The 13030-nt window shown below is 62.0% G+C and carries 14 protein-coding genes; 9 read left to right on the plus strand and 5 right to left on the minus strand.

The genetic code is table 11. The features are described from left to right. Nucleotides 1-104: 104 nt before the first annotated feature. The gene (gene rpmA, locus IFT75_RS10785; RefSeq protein ID WP_008371588.1) at nt 105-362 is read right to left on the minus strand and encodes a 50S ribosomal protein L27; all 258 of its coding nucleotides are present in this window, start codon (nt 360-362) and stop codon (nt 105-107) included. Between the two features lie 34 nt (nt 363-396). After that, a complete protein-coding gene (rplU, locus tag IFT75_RS10790; protein ID WP_003176051.1) occupies nt 397-711 on the minus strand; it encodes a 50S ribosomal protein L21 in 315 nt (104 codons plus the stop codon). A 330-nt stretch (nt 712-1041) separates the two neighbouring features. Here rplU and IFT75_RS10795 point away from each other — a divergent pair, with 330 nt between their 5' ends. The 3 genes from IFT75_RS10795 to IFT75_RS10805 all read left to right on the plus strand — a co-directional run bounded on the left by IFT75_RS10795 (nt 1042) and on the right by IFT75_RS10805 (nt 2966). Next, nucleotides 1042-2010 carry a polyprenyl synthetase family protein gene (locus IFT75_RS10795; protein WP_192054765.1) on the plus strand — a complete coding sequence of 323 codons (969 nt, stop codon included), beginning with the start codon at nt 1042-1044 and terminating at the stop codon, nt 2008-2010. 229 nt (nt 2011-2239) lie between these two features. Next, nucleotides 2240-2581: a zinc ribbon domain-containing protein YjdM gene (locus IFT75_RS10800; protein ID WP_122475337.1), complete on the plus strand. Its 342-nt coding sequence runs from the start codon at nt 2240-2242 to the stop codon at nt 2579-2581. Nucleotides 2582-2723: 142 nt separating this feature from the next. Further along, nucleotides 2724-2966: a PA4570 family protein gene (locus IFT75_RS10805; RefSeq protein WP_122475338.1), complete on the plus strand. Its 243-nt coding sequence runs from the start codon at nt 2724-2726 to the stop codon at nt 2964-2966. A gap of 256 nt (nt 2967-3222) precedes the next feature. Here IFT75_RS10805 and IFT75_RS10810 read toward each other — a convergent pair whose 3' ends face one another. From IFT75_RS10810 to IFT75_RS10820, 3 genes are all read right to left on the minus strand, one after another. Beyond that, nucleotides 3223-3840 (minus strand): FKBP-type peptidyl-prolyl cis-trans isomerase, encoded by a 618-nt coding sequence (locus IFT75_RS10810; protein WP_122475340.1) that lies wholly within the window; start codon nt 3838-3840, stop codon nt 3223-3225. A 141-nt stretch (nt 3841-3981) separates the two neighbouring features. Beyond that, nucleotides 3982-4470 carry a TIGR00645 family protein gene (locus IFT75_RS10815; protein WP_043192796.1) on the minus strand — a complete coding sequence of 163 codons (489 nt, stop codon included), beginning with the start codon at nt 4468-4470 and terminating at the stop codon, nt 3982-3984. 195 nt (nt 4471-4665) lie between these two features. Further along, on the minus strand, nt 4666-7107 hold the full coding sequence (locus IFT75_RS10820; RefSeq protein ID WP_185795204.1) for a Lon protease family protein: 2442 nt from the start codon (nt 7105-7107) through the stop codon (nt 4666-4668). Between the two features lie 227 nt (nt 7108-7334). Here IFT75_RS10820 and IFT75_RS10825 point away from each other — a divergent pair, with 227 nt between their 5' ends. The 6 genes from IFT75_RS10825 (at nt 7335) to IFT75_RS10850 (ending at nt 13022) form a co-directional block, all read left to right on the plus strand. Continuing rightward, nucleotides 7335-7823 (plus strand): DUF3015 domain-containing protein, encoded by a 489-nt coding sequence (locus IFT75_RS10825; protein WP_043192793.1) that lies wholly within the window; start codon nt 7335-7337, stop codon nt 7821-7823. Nucleotides 7824-7892: 69 nt separating this feature from the next. Continuing rightward, complete coding sequence (locus IFT75_RS10830; RefSeq protein ID WP_192054767.1) at nt 7893-9746, plus strand: Lnb N-terminal periplasmic domain-containing protein; 1854 nt, start codon at nt 7893-7895, stop codon at nt 9744-9746. Nucleotides 9747-9887: 141 nt separating this feature from the next. Then, on the plus strand, nt 9888-10751 hold the full coding sequence (locus IFT75_RS10835; protein ID WP_192054769.1) for a MurR/RpiR family transcriptional regulator: 864 nt from the start codon (nt 9888-9890) through the stop codon (nt 10749-10751). Nucleotides 10752-10780: 29 nt separating this feature from the next. After that, on the plus strand, nt 10781-11539 hold the full coding sequence (locus tag IFT75_RS10840; RefSeq protein ID WP_192054770.1) for a transporter substrate-binding domain-containing protein: 759 nt from the start codon (nt 10781-10783) through the stop codon (nt 11537-11539). Nucleotides 11540-11589: 50 nt separating this feature from the next. Further along, entirely contained in the window at nt 11590-12306 is a 717-nt protein-coding gene (locus IFT75_RS10845) for an ABC transporter permease (RefSeq protein WP_192054773.1), read from the plus strand. After that, entirely contained in the window at nt 12306-13022 is a 717-nt protein-coding gene (locus IFT75_RS10850; RefSeq protein ID WP_192054774.1) for an ABC transporter permease, read from the plus strand. The genes IFT75_RS10845 and IFT75_RS10850 overlap by 1 nt, the downstream gene beginning before the upstream one ends. Nucleotides 13023-13030: the final 8 nt, after the last annotated feature.

Raw genomic sequence — 13030 nt, forward strand, 5'->3', positions numbered from 1 at the left:
TCAATGACTCTCGTACCGACAGCCCATGCAAACCTTTGCAAGAGACTCACTCCAAAAACGAAAAAGCCCCGTCGCAAGACAGGGCTTCTCCAGCGACGTCGCGATTAAGCTGCGACAACGCTCACGTAACGACGACCGAAGGCGCCCTTTACTTCGAACTTGATCACGCCTGCGACTTTCGCGAACAGGGTGTGATCCTTGCCCATGCCAACGCCGTAGCCAGCGTGGAACTGGGTGCCGCGCTGACGCACGATGATGTTGCCTGGGATGATAGCCTGGCCGCCATACATCTTCACGCCAAGGCGTTTGGCTTCTGAGTCGCGACCGTTACGGGTACTACCACCAGCTTTTTTGTGTGCCATGAGTCAATTCTCCTAGTGAGGAATTAGGCTGAAATTAAGCCTGAATACCGGTGATTTTGATCTCGGTGTACCACTGGCGGTGGCCCATGCGCTTCATGTGGTGCTTACGACGACGGAACTTGATGATGCGGACCTTATCGTGACGACCTTGGGAAATCACTTCAGCCACAACGGTAGCGCCGGCAACCACTGGAGCGCCGATGTTCACGTCGTCGCCATTGGCGACCAACAGAACGCGATCAAAGGTAACGGATTCGCCGGTGGCGATTTCCAGTTTCTCGATCTTCAGGTATTCACCTGGGGCGACCTTGTATTGCTTGCCACCGGTAACGATTACTGCGTACGACATGGTATTTCTCCGATAATCCTGCTCACCCAGCTCTTTATAAGTAGAGTGTCGGCTGGCATGGCTGCATGGGTTGGAACGCCCCAAATGCAATTGCGTAAGGCAGGTGCTGCCCAGGAAGTTCAGGGTGCGCGATTGTACGCAAGCGGCGAACCTCTGACAAGAGGCCGCCAGTCGCCTCATCGGCTTGGCGGACCTGGCAGAACGCCTTTCACGGGCCATACCGGGCCGTGCCGGGCCTGCACGCGGGCGCCCAGGGCCATGGACGCGCCTTGACACACCCCGACCCGCGTCCTAGCATGCCGCGCAACCCTTCTGGAGCGACTCTCGCTGATGCAACCCCAAGCTTTCTACCGCGCGGTGGCGGACGATTTCAGCGCCGTCGACGGGATCATCAAGCAGCAGCTGACCTCGCGCGTGCCGTTGGTATCGACGATCAGCGACTACATCACCTCCTCTGGGGGCAAGCGCCTGCGGCCGCTGCTGGTGCTCCTCGCCGGCAAAGCATTGGGCCATCAAAGCGACGACCTGCGTCTGCTGGCAGCCACCATCGAGCTGTTGCACACCTCGACCCTGCTGCATGACGACGTGGTCGACATGTCCGGCATGCGCCGTGGTCGTTCCACCGCCAATGCCAAGTGGGGCAATGCGCCAAGCGTGCTGGTGGGCGACTTCCTCTATTCGCGCTCGTTCGAAATGATGGTCGAACTGGGCTCGATGCCGGTGATGAAGATTCTGTCGCATGCCACGCGCATCATTGCCGAGGGCGAAGTGCTGCAGCTGTCCAAGGTGCGGGACGCCAGCACCACCGAAGAAATCTACATGGAAGTGATCCGCGGCAAGACCGCGATGCTCTTCGAGGCTTCGGCACACAGCGCCGCGGCGCTCACCGGTGCCAGCCCCGAACAGTGTGAAGCGCTGCGCACGTTCGGTGATCACCTGGGCGTCGCTTTCCAGCTGGTCGACGATCTGCTCGATTATCGCGGCGACGCCGAGACGCTGGGCAAGAACGTGGGCGACGATCTGGCCGAGGGCAAGCCGACCTTGCCACTGATCTACACCATGCGTGAAGGCACCGCCGAGCAGGCAGCGCTGGTCCGCCAGGCGATCCAGAAGGGCGGGATCGAGGATCTGGAACGCATCCGCGCTGCGGTCGAGGATTGTGGCGCGCTGGATTACACCGCGCAGCTGGCACGCGATTATGTGGCCAAGGCCATTGCTCAGCTGGAGGCGCTGCCTGCCAGCCAATACCGGGATGCCCTGGTCGAGCTGAGTGAATTTGCGGTGGCGCGCACGCACTGATTCGGTGGTGGGCCATTCGCGGGCAGAGCCCGCTCCCACAAGTGTCCGATTCTACGGTGAGTGAGCGGTGGGCTCTTGCTGGCAGAGCCTGTTCCACCAAAGCCCTGCTCCCAGACAAGAGCCATACTCCACATAAAGGCGCAGCTTGCATGGCAGCTGGCGCTGATGGGCTCTTGCGGCAAAAACCCTATATACTGCGCGCCTTTATTCCCTACCCCCGAGGAATCTCGTGAGCACGCTGCCGCCCTGCCCCAAATGCAACAGCGAATACACCTACGAAGACGGCACTCAGCTGATCTGTCCCGAATGCAGCCATGAGTGGTCGGCCACGAGCGACGAGAGTGCCGACGGCGATGCTTTGACGATCAAGGACTCGGTGGGCAATGCCCTGGCCGACGGCGACACCGTTACCGTGATCAAGGACCTCAAGGTCAAAGGCTCTTCGCTGGTGGTCAAGGTCGGCACCAAGGTCAAGAACATCCGCCTGTGCGATGGCGACCATGACATCGACTGCAAGATCGACGGCATTGGCGCGATGAAGCTCAAGTCCGAGTTCGTGCGCAAGGTCTGAGGCGTCGCCCGACCAGCGGTCCGGGCCGTCGCGAGGCGCCCGGCATGACTTCCAAGGGTGCAATGCCTGCGGAAGGCAAATAGTCGCTTGCTATTATATGAATAAGAATTATTCTCATTGAATGCCCTCAAGGAGAATTGCCATGACCTATCTGATCGACGCCTGGCTCGACCGCCCACACCCCTACCTGCGCATCCTGCATCGCGAGACGGGTGAAGTCTGTGCGGTGCTTGGCGAGGATGCTCTGGATGAGCTACGCGACCAGGGCGACCTCGACCTGCATGGCCTGAGTTCGAGCGAACCTGGAGTGCTCAAGGAAGTGGTGCGCAACCTGTTTTTGTTCTGCTACGCACGGGCACTGCGGCCAATGGGGGAGTTGCACTGATACACCGCGCCGAAGCCGGACGCGGCTTGCGCCGCTGCTACAGATACCGCACTCCCCGCAGCAGCAGCGCGAGCCGCGTCAGCAGTGCATGCAGGCCCCCTGCAGCAGCGGCGCAAGCCGCGTCGTCGGTGGAGGCCAGGCACCTGTAGCAGCGGCGCGAGCCGCGTCGGCGGTGGGTGCGGTGTTTCTGGACACACGCGGTGAGGCCGGACGCGGCTTGCGCCGCTGCTACAGGGAGTGCGTTTCCACTGGCGGGTTACAGGACTTCGAGCAGCTCGACGTCGAACACCAGCACGCTGTGCGGCGGGATGCTGCCGACGCCCTGGGCGCCGTAGGCCAGTTCGCTCGGTACGTGGACACGCCACTTGCTGCCGGCAGGCATCAGTTGCAGAGCTTCGGTCCAGCCAGCGATCACGCCGTTGACCGGGAATTCGGCCGGCTCGCCACGGTTGTAGGAGCTGTCGAACACGGTGCCGTCGGTCAGGGTGCCGTGGTAGTGAACGCGCACGGTGCTGTCACCGGCCGGCTTGCTGCCTTCGCCTGTGCTCAACACTTCGTACTGCAAGCCGCTGGCGGTGGTGGTGATTTCGGCACGCTTGGCATTTTCGGCCAGGTACGCCTTGCCTTCGCCAGCCGCAGCTTCGGCCTTCGCCTGCTGCTCGGCCTGCATGATGTCGCGGATCACCTTGAAGCTGGCGTTCAGCTCTTCTTCGCTCACACGGCTTTCATGGCCACGGAACGCATCGGTCAGGCCGACCAGGATGGCTTCCAGGCTGACGCCAGGTGGTGGGTTGTCGCGCAGTTGGCCGCCCAGTTGACGGCCAATGCCATAGCTGACGCGGGTTTCGTCGGTCGACAATTGTACTTCGGACATAACACTGCTCCGCTGCGGGGCCGCGCCGCAATCTTCATGCGGGGATGAAGGGCGCGCCCGGATAAAAGGGCCAGCAGACTAGCACACTGCAGGCCCGCACTTCAGCAGGCCGGGCCGTATGCGCCCGTGCTACAGGTGCAATCAGTGCTTGGTCAGCTTGTCCAGGTAGCCCATGGCAAACGCCGAAATGACGAAGGTCATATGGATGATCACGTACCACATCAGGTACTGCGGCTCGATGTTCTTGGCATCCATGAACACGCGCAGCAAATGGATGGACGAAATGGCCACGATCGACGCGGCGACTTTCATCTTCAGCGAAGACGAGTCCATCTTGCCCAGCCAACTGAGCTTCTCGACGCCCTCTTCGATGTCCAGTTGCGACACGAAGTTTTCATAGCCGGAAATCATCACCATCACCAGAAGGCCGCCAACCAGCGCCATGTCGATGAGCGAAAGCAGCACCAGAATCACTTCCGATTCGGCCATGGCGAAGATGTTGGGCAGGACGTGAAAGATTTCCTGGAAGAATTTCAGCGCCAGCGCCAGCAGACCCAAGGACAGTCCAACGTAGATCGGCGCCAGCAACCAGCGCGAGGCGTACATGGTTTTTTCGATGAAGCGTTCCATTGAGGCTCACAGGGTGGTGGAAATTGGCGACGATTATAGCCACGGCCATGGCAAAGCACGACGTGCGACGGTGTGTCGCAGCCGCCTGCCGCCTGCAGATGTCAGTTTTCCACAAATTGACGGCGCACCCTGGCCGGGTGACGCCTGCACGATGGCGCAGAGGGGCCGACCCGTGCTGGGTGGCCCCTCGGAGACCTACACCGTTGGCCGGACCTCGACCAATTCTTCCAGCGCGTGTTCTTTCTCGGCTTCCTTGAGGTCTTCCTCGCTGATCATTTCCGCGATGACCCGCAGCCGCTCAACCACGCGGGCATTGATGCTGCCCTCGGGAAACGCGCCGTTCTCGTCGGGTTCACCGGCTGGCTCACCGGCCAGCAGGCTCAATGCCTCGTCCGCCTGGCGCACGGCATAGACATGGAACTTGCCGTCGCGGACCGCCTGCAGGACCTTTTCGTCGAGCATCAAGGTGGCGACGTTGGCCTGCGGAATGATCGCACCCTGCTCGCCCGTCAGGCCGCGGGCCTCGCACAGGCGGAAGAAACCCTCGATCTTCTCGTTGACCCCGCCCACCGCCTGGACTTCGCCGAACTGGTTGATGGAACCGGTGATCGCGAAGCACTGTTTGAGCGGCATTTTCGAGAGCGCCGAGATCAAGGTGCAGGCCTCGCCCAGCGACGCGCTGTCGCCATCCACGTATCCGTAGGATTGCTCCAAGGCGATGCTGGCGGAAATGGCCAGGGGAAATTCCTGTGCATAGCGACTGCCCAGGTAGCCGGTGAGAATCATCACCCCCTTGGAGTGGATCGGCTGACCCAGGTTGACCTCGCGCTCGATGTCGACGATGCCGCTGCCGCCCGGATACACCGTGGCCGAGATGCGCGCCGGCACACCGAACGCCGAGTCGCCCACTTCCAGCACCGTCAGGCCGTTGCACTTGCCCACCGCGGCGCCGCTGGTGTCGATCAGGATGATGCCCGCCAGCATGTCGTCGAGGATGCGCGCCGAAACCCGGCCGGTGCGCGTGGCCTTGGCCTTGAGCGCACGCTCGATGTGGCCGGCGTCGGTACGTTCTTCGTTGGCCAGGTGGCGGATGAAGTCCGCCTCGCTGACCAGCTGGAACAAGTCGCCGATACGGGCCGACAGCCGCCCCTGGTTTTCCGCCAGACGCGCACTGTAAGTGGCCAGGCGCGCGACGGCGTCACCGGTCAGCGGCGCCATGCCCTCCTCCGAGGTGCGCGTCTTCAGCAGTTGGGCGAACTGCTCCAGGCTCTCGTCGACCATGGGGATGTCTTCGTCGAAGTCCACCAGGACGCGGAACATCTCCTGGAAGTCGGGATCGTGATCCTGCAACGCGTAGTACAGCTGGCGAGCGCCGATGATGATGACCTTGACCTGGAGCGGAATCATCTGTGGCGTGAGCGTGACAGTGGCCAACCGACCGAACTCGCCCAGTGGCGATTCCATCTTCAGCTTGCGCGATTGCAAGGCGCGCTTGAGCGCGTCCCAGACGAAGGGCTCGCCCAGCATCTTCTCGGCTTCCAGAATCAGGAAGCCACCGTTGGCCCGGTGCAGGGCGCCGGGGCGCAACTGTTTGTAGGTGGTGTAGAGCGCGCCCTGATCGGTGCTGTACTCGATCCGGCCGAACAGGTTGTCGTAGGTCGGGTGTGGTTCGAACACCACCGGCGCGCCACCGCTCTGGTGATGGCCGACCACCAGGCTGGGGCTGTACTGCTCTTCCAGCAGCTTGCGGGCCTGGGCATCGGCCTTGCTGTCATCGACCAGCTGCTCGACCACGGTCTTGAGCAGATTGACCTGAATGGCCTGCAGGTAACCGCACACCGCGGCGTTCTCGGCGTATTTTTCCGACAGCGGCGCGAGCAATGGCTGCAGGGCCAGGGTGATGGTTTCTTCGTTCAGGTGACGCAACTGGTTGCTCGACTCGCGTTTCCACTGCGGCAGGCTGGCCAGCTCCTCGTTGAGGCGCTCTTCCAGATTGGAGATATCGGTATGGAAGCGCTCGCGGTCGACTTCGGGCAACTGGGCGAACTCGGCTTCATCCAGGGCCTTGCCGTCGAGCATCGGGGTGAAGGCGATGTTGCTGCTGTCGCGGTACAACGCGATGTCTTTTTCCAGCGAGAGTTTTTCGATCACATCCAGTGCGCGGTCGTAGCGCTGGTTGAAAGCTCGGTCGATGGCGCTCTTGCGCTGCTGGTAGGACGGATGCTCGAACACCGCCGGAAACGTCGCCAGCAGATTGTCGATGAGCCCCCCGATGTCGCCGATGAAGGCACCTGCACTGCCTGGCGGCAGCTCGAGGGCGCGGGGTTCGCGCGGCTCATCGAAGTTGTTCACATAGACCCAGTCGGCCGGGGTCTGCAGGCGCTTGCCCTCGGCTTTCAGGTAGCGTTTGACGAACGAGAAGCGGCCGGTGCCGGGCTCGCCCATGACGAATACGTTGTAGCCGGGGCGTGGCATGGCGACGCCGAACTGCAAGGCCTCGACGGCGCGCTCCTGGCCCAGGACGCCACGGAAGGGTTCCAGGTCGTTGGTGGTGGTGAAGTTGAACTGTTCAGCGGAAAACGGGCGGGTCAGTGCCTCGGGTGCAAGACGCAGGCTGGCAGCTACGGAATCGGGCATCGGGCATCCTTACTTCGGCGGGGCAGATGCGGTCATTCTGGGCGCTTCTGTGGCGGCGGTGCAAGCTGCAGCGGGGCTGGACGCTCAAGGCTGCAAGTTACTCATTTCGTGCGGAACTGCAACGCTTGCCTAAACTCCAAGTTACGCGGCTGGCCAAATAACCGGCCCGTCCTGGATCCCCAGGCACTTAGACCCTCGGTAAGCACATCAAAAAAGAGAACAACGCTATGAAACGGATTCTGCTGGGTACTCTGTTCGCCGCCGTCTCGATCAATGCCATGGCGCAAGCGCCCGGCGGTCCGGATTGCGGTTGGGGCAACATGTTGTTCGAAGGCCAGCGCGGCACTCCGGCGCACTTCCTGGCTTCCACCACCAACGGCACTTCGGGCAACGCCACCTTCGGCATGACCTCGGGCACCAACGGCTGCTCCACCAACGCTGCACTGACCTATGGCGGTAAATCCTGGATTGCCATGAATGGCATGATGGACGAGCTGTCCGAAGACATGGCCAAGGGCCAAGGCGAAGCACTGACCACCTATGCCGTGGTTCTGGGCGTCGCTCCCGAAGACCGTGCCTACTTCCAGTCGGTTACCCACGAGCACTTCCAGCAGATCTTCAGCAGCGCCGACAGCACCGCTGAAGACGTACACAGCAACACCATCGCGGTCCTGAAAAACGATCCACGTCTGGCCAAATACGCCACCCAGGCTTAAGCTCGACCCGCCCGCTCCTTTCGGAGCGGGCATCCCCCCTTTCCGATTTCGCCGAACTAGTTGCCGACAATGCTCAAACGCCTTGCCTTCCTGGCGCTCTGTGTGTGCGCCCCGCTGCATGCCGCTCCGCACCTCGACGCTCAGCGTCTGCAACAGTTGGCCAACGATCCGTACTGGATTTCCGTCGGCCATTACGAGCGTGGCAAGCTCGGCGGCTGGCGCAGCTATGTCGATGACCGCAAATTCTTCCTGGCCGATGATGGCGCGCACCATCCGGATGCCGAGCTGCAGGCCACGTTGAAGGCCATCTATGCACCCGCAGGCACGGGCGATCGCCATGCACAGTGCGTGTTCCCGGCGCGTACCCGCTGGTTGCGCGAGCAGCTTGGGCTGAGCGACCTGCCGACCGTGGACTGCGCCGAGTTCCGCAAGTGGTTCTCGGACGTGGCCCCCCACAGCGCCGTGCTGATATTCCCGGCGGCGTACCTGAACAGCCCCTCGTCGATGTTCGGGCATACCCTGCTGCGCATCGATCAGGCCGATGTGCAAAGCAACAACACCGCGCTGCTCAGCTATGCGATCAACTTCGGCGCCTATGTCGAAGGCGGTGACAACAGCATTCTCTACGCCTGGAAGGGCCTGGCCGGCGGCTATCCCGGCTTGTTTGCCCTGGTGCCCTACCAGGAAAAGCTTTCCGAATACCGCAGCCTGGAAAACCGCGACCTGTGGGAGTACCGGCTCAACCTCACGCCGGAAGAAACCGGGCGCATGGTCGAGCATGTGTGGGAACTCAAGCAGGTGCAGTTCGACTATTTCTTCTTCGATGAAAACTGCTCGTATCGTCTGCTCGAACTGCTTCAGGTGGCCAGGCCTGGCCTGGACCTGACCTCACAATTCCCCCTGACCGCCATTCCCACCGACACGGTGAAGGCGGTGAAGGCTGCCGGGCTGGTCGAGAAGATCGACTATCGCGCATCTCGCGAGCGCGAGCTGCTCGAACGCGCCAAGCCGCTGGACAGCAGCGAGCAGCAATGGGTACAGCGGATCGCTGCCGACACGGCGCAGATCGACAGTGAAGGTTTTCAGGCGCTGGGCAGGGAGCGTCAGGCGCTGATCCAGGATGCCGCGTTTCGTCTCGAGCGCTATCGGGCCACCGGCCAGGAGCGCGATCCGGCGAGGACCCAGCGCAGTTTCCAGTTGCTGCGCGCGATCAACCGCAACCCCCCGCCCCCGCTGGACATCGCCCGGCCGGGCTTGCCCGAGGATGGCCATCAGTCACGCACCTGGAGCGCGGGCGTGGGTACCCGCGGTGATACCGCGTTCGCCGAGTACGGGCTGCGCATGGCCTATCACGACCTCAACGACAACGCCGAGGGCTTTCCGCTGGGCGCGCAGATCGAGATCCTGGGCTTGAAAGTGCGCCAGTACGAGGGCAATGACTGGCAATTGCAGCAGCTTGACCTGGCAACGATCCGTTCGCTGACGCCGCGCAACGAGCTGTTGCAACCCCTCTCCTGGCAGGTCACCGGCGGCCTGGAACGGGTGCTGGGCAAGCATGGCGACGAAAACCTGGTGTCCCATGTGAACGGCGGTGCCGGCGGTACGTGGCAGCTTGGCGAGCACCTGCTGGGCTTTGCCCTTGGCACGGCACGGGTGGAACACAACAACGACTTTGCCCAGTTCGTCACGCCGGCGGCGGGTTTCAACAGCGGCGTGCTGTGGAAGAACGACTTGGGCAATTTCAGCCTGGAGGGCAAGGGTGACTACTTCACCAATGGCGAAGTGCGCCGTAGCCTGAGTCTGAATCAGCAGTGGGAAATTTCTCGCAACCTGGGCCTGCGCCTGAGCGCTCAGCGCGAGTTCAGCCATTTGAACTCGCCGCGCAACGAAGTCATGCTCGAGGTGAAGTGGTACCACTACTGATCGGCCAATGATCGGTCAATGAACGCAGCTGCAACGGCTGCGTTTCTTTTAGCAACAAATGACAGGTATCTGCCAGTATTGACGCGATGACAGAAAAAGCTCAGATTCATTTTCACGCGCTACCTACCCCAAGGCATCCTCATGAGCCAGTCCCTCAAGCAGCGTCTCGAAGCCATCTTGCCAACCGCCTCATCGTCCGCGCGCATGATTGCCAGCTACATGCTGGCCAATACCACGGAATTGCCGTTCCTCACCGCTGCTTCCCTGGCCGCCACGCTGGGTGTCAGCGAATCCAGTGTCGGCCGCTTCTGCCGAGCCATTGGTTACCCGCACCTCAAGGCGCTCAAGGCAGATCTCAAAGAAGACCTGGGACAGGGACCGTGGCTGATGGGCGACCGCCTGCGCGAATTTCGCCAACAGTCCGGCCCTTCTCGCGGCCTCGATCTGGAGGTGGCGGCACTGATGCGTGTCCATGAATACAGTCAGGGTGAAGCCTGGCAGCAGGTCGCCGAGCGTCTGGCCCGTCGGCCTCGAGTGTTCGTTGCCGGGTTCCAGACCGAACGTGGCATTGCCTGTTCGATGGTTCACCTGATGCAGTACCTGCGCGACGGCGTGCACGGGATCGAAGGTGCCAGCGGGCACTATGCCGAGGTGTTGCTGAGCCCACCGCAGCAGACCGCCCTGGTGGTGTTCGAAGCACGACGCTACTCGCGCCACGCGCTGATGCTGTGTCGCAAGGCACGTGAGGCCGGTATTCCGGTCACGCTGGTAACCGACACCTTCTGCGACTGGGCCGAGCAGAACGCCGATGAGGTGTTTCGCGTGCCTACCGAGTTCAACCTGTTCTGGGAGTCCACCTCGGCCATGCTGTCGCTGGTGAATCTTCTGGTCAACGAAGTGTGCAAGCGGCTCGGACCGGACGTCGAAAAGCGCCTGGAAGCCACCGCCGCACTTCACCACGAGTTCGTGGGCTACACGTCACTGACCACGGGCGGACAACACTAGCTGACCCAACACCACCACCGAGGTGCAACATGAAACGGAGCATTCGTTTTGCAGGGGTACTGGCAGTTCTGCTGGCAGGCGTGAACAACGCCACTGCCCAAGACCTGAAAATCGCCACGGAAGGCGCCTATCCACCCTTCAACTATGTGAATTCCAACAACAAGCCCCAGGGCTTCGACGTCGATATCGCGATGGCGCTGTGCGACAAGATGCAGGCGCGCTGCACGATCGTGGCCCAGGACTGGGACGGCATCATTCCTGCGCTGCTGGCGCGCAAGTACGATGCCGTCGTGGCGTCGATGATCGATACCGAAGAGCGACGCAAGAAAATCAGCTTCACCAATCACTACTACAAGACCCCCTTGTCGGTAGCCGTGGGCAAGCAGTCGAAGCTCGATGACGCGCAGTCCACGTTCAAGGGCCTGGTGGTGGGCGCGCAGTCCTCCTCCACCCAGTCGATTCATGCCGAAGACGTCTACGGCAAGGCTGGCGCCGAGGTAAAACTCTACCCTACCGCCGATGCGGCCAATGCCGACCTCGCGGCCGGGCGTCTGGATGTGGTGATCGGCGACAAGTTTCCCCTGCAGGAATGGCTCAAGAAATCGGGCGCGGCGTGCTGCCGCATGCTCGGTGACGTCGATGGCACCACGGCCAATGCGGCGATAGCCGTACGCCAGGACGACGACTCGTTACGCCTGCGCCTGAACAAGGCGCTGGATGAGATCGTTGCCGACGGTACCTACCAGAAGATCGCCAGCCGGTATTTCGACTTCGATATCTACAACTGATCGACCGGGCGTGGCGGCGCCTCTGATCGGGCGTCACCGGAGATAAAAGCATGCTCGAACACCTTGCTTTGTTGTCCCTGGCCGAGGGCGGCTGGGGCCTTGCTTTGCTGGCAGGCGCCCTGATGACCCTGGCCTTGGCGCTTGCCTGTCTACCGATCGGCGTGCCGCTGGGGCTGGCCCTGGCACTCGCCGAGCGCTCGCGATACCGGCTCCTGCGCAGCTTTGCAACGCTGTTCGGCACGGTGTTCCGCGGCCTTCCAGAACTGCTGACGCTGCTGATCATCTACTACGGTTGCCAGATCGCCATGCAGAAGCTGCTGAGCGCGGCTGGCCACCCCCAAGCCGTCTCGATCAACGCCTTTGCGGCAGCCATGGTCGCGTTCGGCCTGGTGTTCGCCGCATTCTCGGCCCAGGTCTGGCTGGCGGCATTCAAGACCATCGGCAAAGGCCAGTATGAAGGCGCAGCCGCGCTGGGGCTGAGCCGTCGGATAACGTTCATGCGGGTACTCTTGCCGCAGCTGACCCGGGTCGCCCTGCCTGGGCTGTCCAACAATTGGCTGTCGCTGCTCAAGGACACTTCGCTGGTATCCACCATTTCCCTGGTCGACCTGATGCGCCAGACCAACCTGGCGGTCAGTGCTACCAAGGAGCCGCTGTTCTTCTATGGCGTAGCCTGCCTGGTCTACCTCCTGTTCAGTGCGCTGAGCGGCAGAGCGCTGGCGTTTCTGGAGCGCTACTACAGCCGCCATCTGCGGAGTGTGCGCTGATGATTCTCCAGGACATTGCCTACTTCTTCGTCGACCCCGACCTGCTTCAGCGCTATGGCTGGCGCATGCTGGCGGGGCTGTGGGTGACCGCCAAGCTGGTCGCCATTGCCTTTACCCTGGGGATGCTGCTCGCCACGGTGCTGGCCCTTGGCAGACTGTCGAGCAACCCGCTGCTACGCCATGCCAGTGGTTTCTACATCTATTGCCTGCGCGGCTCGCCGTTGCTGGCGCAGTTGTTCCTGCTGTATTACGGCCTGGGTTCGTTTCGCGAGTTCTGGCAGGACGTCGGCTTGTGGTGGCTGTTTCGCGATGCCTGGTATTGCACCTTGCTGGCCTTCACCCTCAATACGGCCGCCTACCAGGCGGAAATCCTGCGCGGCAGCTTCATAGCCATCGGCCAGGGCCAGCGCGAAGCTGCTCGGGCGCTGGGGCTCAGGCCGTGGGTAACGTTCGTGAAGATCATCATGCCGCAGTCGCTGATGGTCGCCATCGGGCCATTGGGCAATGAACTGATCCTGATGATCAAGGCCAGTGCCATTGCCTCGTTGGTCACCCTGTATGACTTGATGGGGGTGACCAAATTGGGTTTCTCGCGCAGTTTCGATTTCCAGATCTACCTCTGGGCCGCGGTGCTTTACCTGCTGATTGTCGAAACGCTGCGCCGCGTACTGCGGCGCCTCGACGCTCGGCTCAGTCGCCATCTGCACGACCACTGAGGAGCGAA

Source organism: Pseudomonas sp. CFBP 8758, from assembly GCF_014841725.1.
Taxonomy (GTDB): Bacteria; Pseudomonadota; Gammaproteobacteria; order Pseudomonadales; family Pseudomonadaceae; genus Aquipseudomonas; species Aquipseudomonas baltica.

What these genes read in the sequence shown, in the direction of transcription:
- rpmA (WP_008371588.1), bottom strand. Translation starts at nt 362, where the DNA reads ATGGCACACAAAAAAGCTGGTGGTAGTACCCGTAACGGTCGCGACTCA.
- rplU (WP_003176051.1), bottom strand. Translation starts at nt 711, where the DNA reads ATGTCGTACGCAGTAATCGTTACCGGTGGCAAGCAATACAAGGTCGCC.
- IFT75_RS10795 (WP_192054765.1), top strand. Translation starts at nt 1,042, where the DNA reads ATGCAACCCCAAGCTTTCTACCGCGCGGTGGCGGACGATTTCAGCGCC.
- IFT75_RS10805 (WP_122475338.1), top strand. Translation starts at nt 2,724, where the DNA reads ATGACCTATCTGATCGACGCCTGGCTCGACCGCCCACACCCCTACCTG.
- IFT75_RS10810 (WP_122475340.1), bottom strand. Translation starts at nt 3,840, where the DNA reads ATGTCCGAAGTACAATTGTCGACCGACGAAACCCGCGTCAGCTATGGC.
- IFT75_RS10815 (WP_043192796.1), bottom strand. Translation starts at nt 4,470, where the DNA reads ATGGAACGCTTCATCGAAAAAACCATGTACGCCTCGCGCTGGTTGCTG.
- IFT75_RS10820 (WP_185795204.1), bottom strand. Translation starts at nt 7,107, where the DNA reads ATGCCCGATTCCGTAGCTGCCAGCCTGCGTCTTGCACCCGAGGCACTG.
- IFT75_RS10825 (WP_043192793.1), top strand. Translation starts at nt 7,335, where the DNA reads ATGAAACGGATTCTGCTGGGTACTCTGTTCGCCGCCGTCTCGATCAAT.
- IFT75_RS10830 (WP_192054767.1), top strand. Translation starts at nt 7,893, where the DNA reads ATGCTCAAACGCCTTGCCTTCCTGGCGCTCTGTGTGTGCGCCCCGCTG.
- IFT75_RS10835 (WP_192054769.1), top strand. Translation starts at nt 9,888, where the DNA reads ATGAGCCAGTCCCTCAAGCAGCGTCTCGAAGCCATCTTGCCAACCGCC.
- IFT75_RS10840 (WP_192054770.1), top strand. Translation starts at nt 10,781, where the DNA reads ATGAAACGGAGCATTCGTTTTGCAGGGGTACTGGCAGTTCTGCTGGCA.
- IFT75_RS10845 (WP_192054773.1), top strand. Translation starts at nt 11,590, where the DNA reads ATGCTCGAACACCTTGCTTTGTTGTCCCTGGCCGAGGGCGGCTGGGGC.
- IFT75_RS10850 (WP_192054774.1), top strand. Translation starts at nt 12,306, where the DNA reads ATGATTCTCCAGGACATTGCCTACTTCTTCGTCGACCCCGACCTGCTT.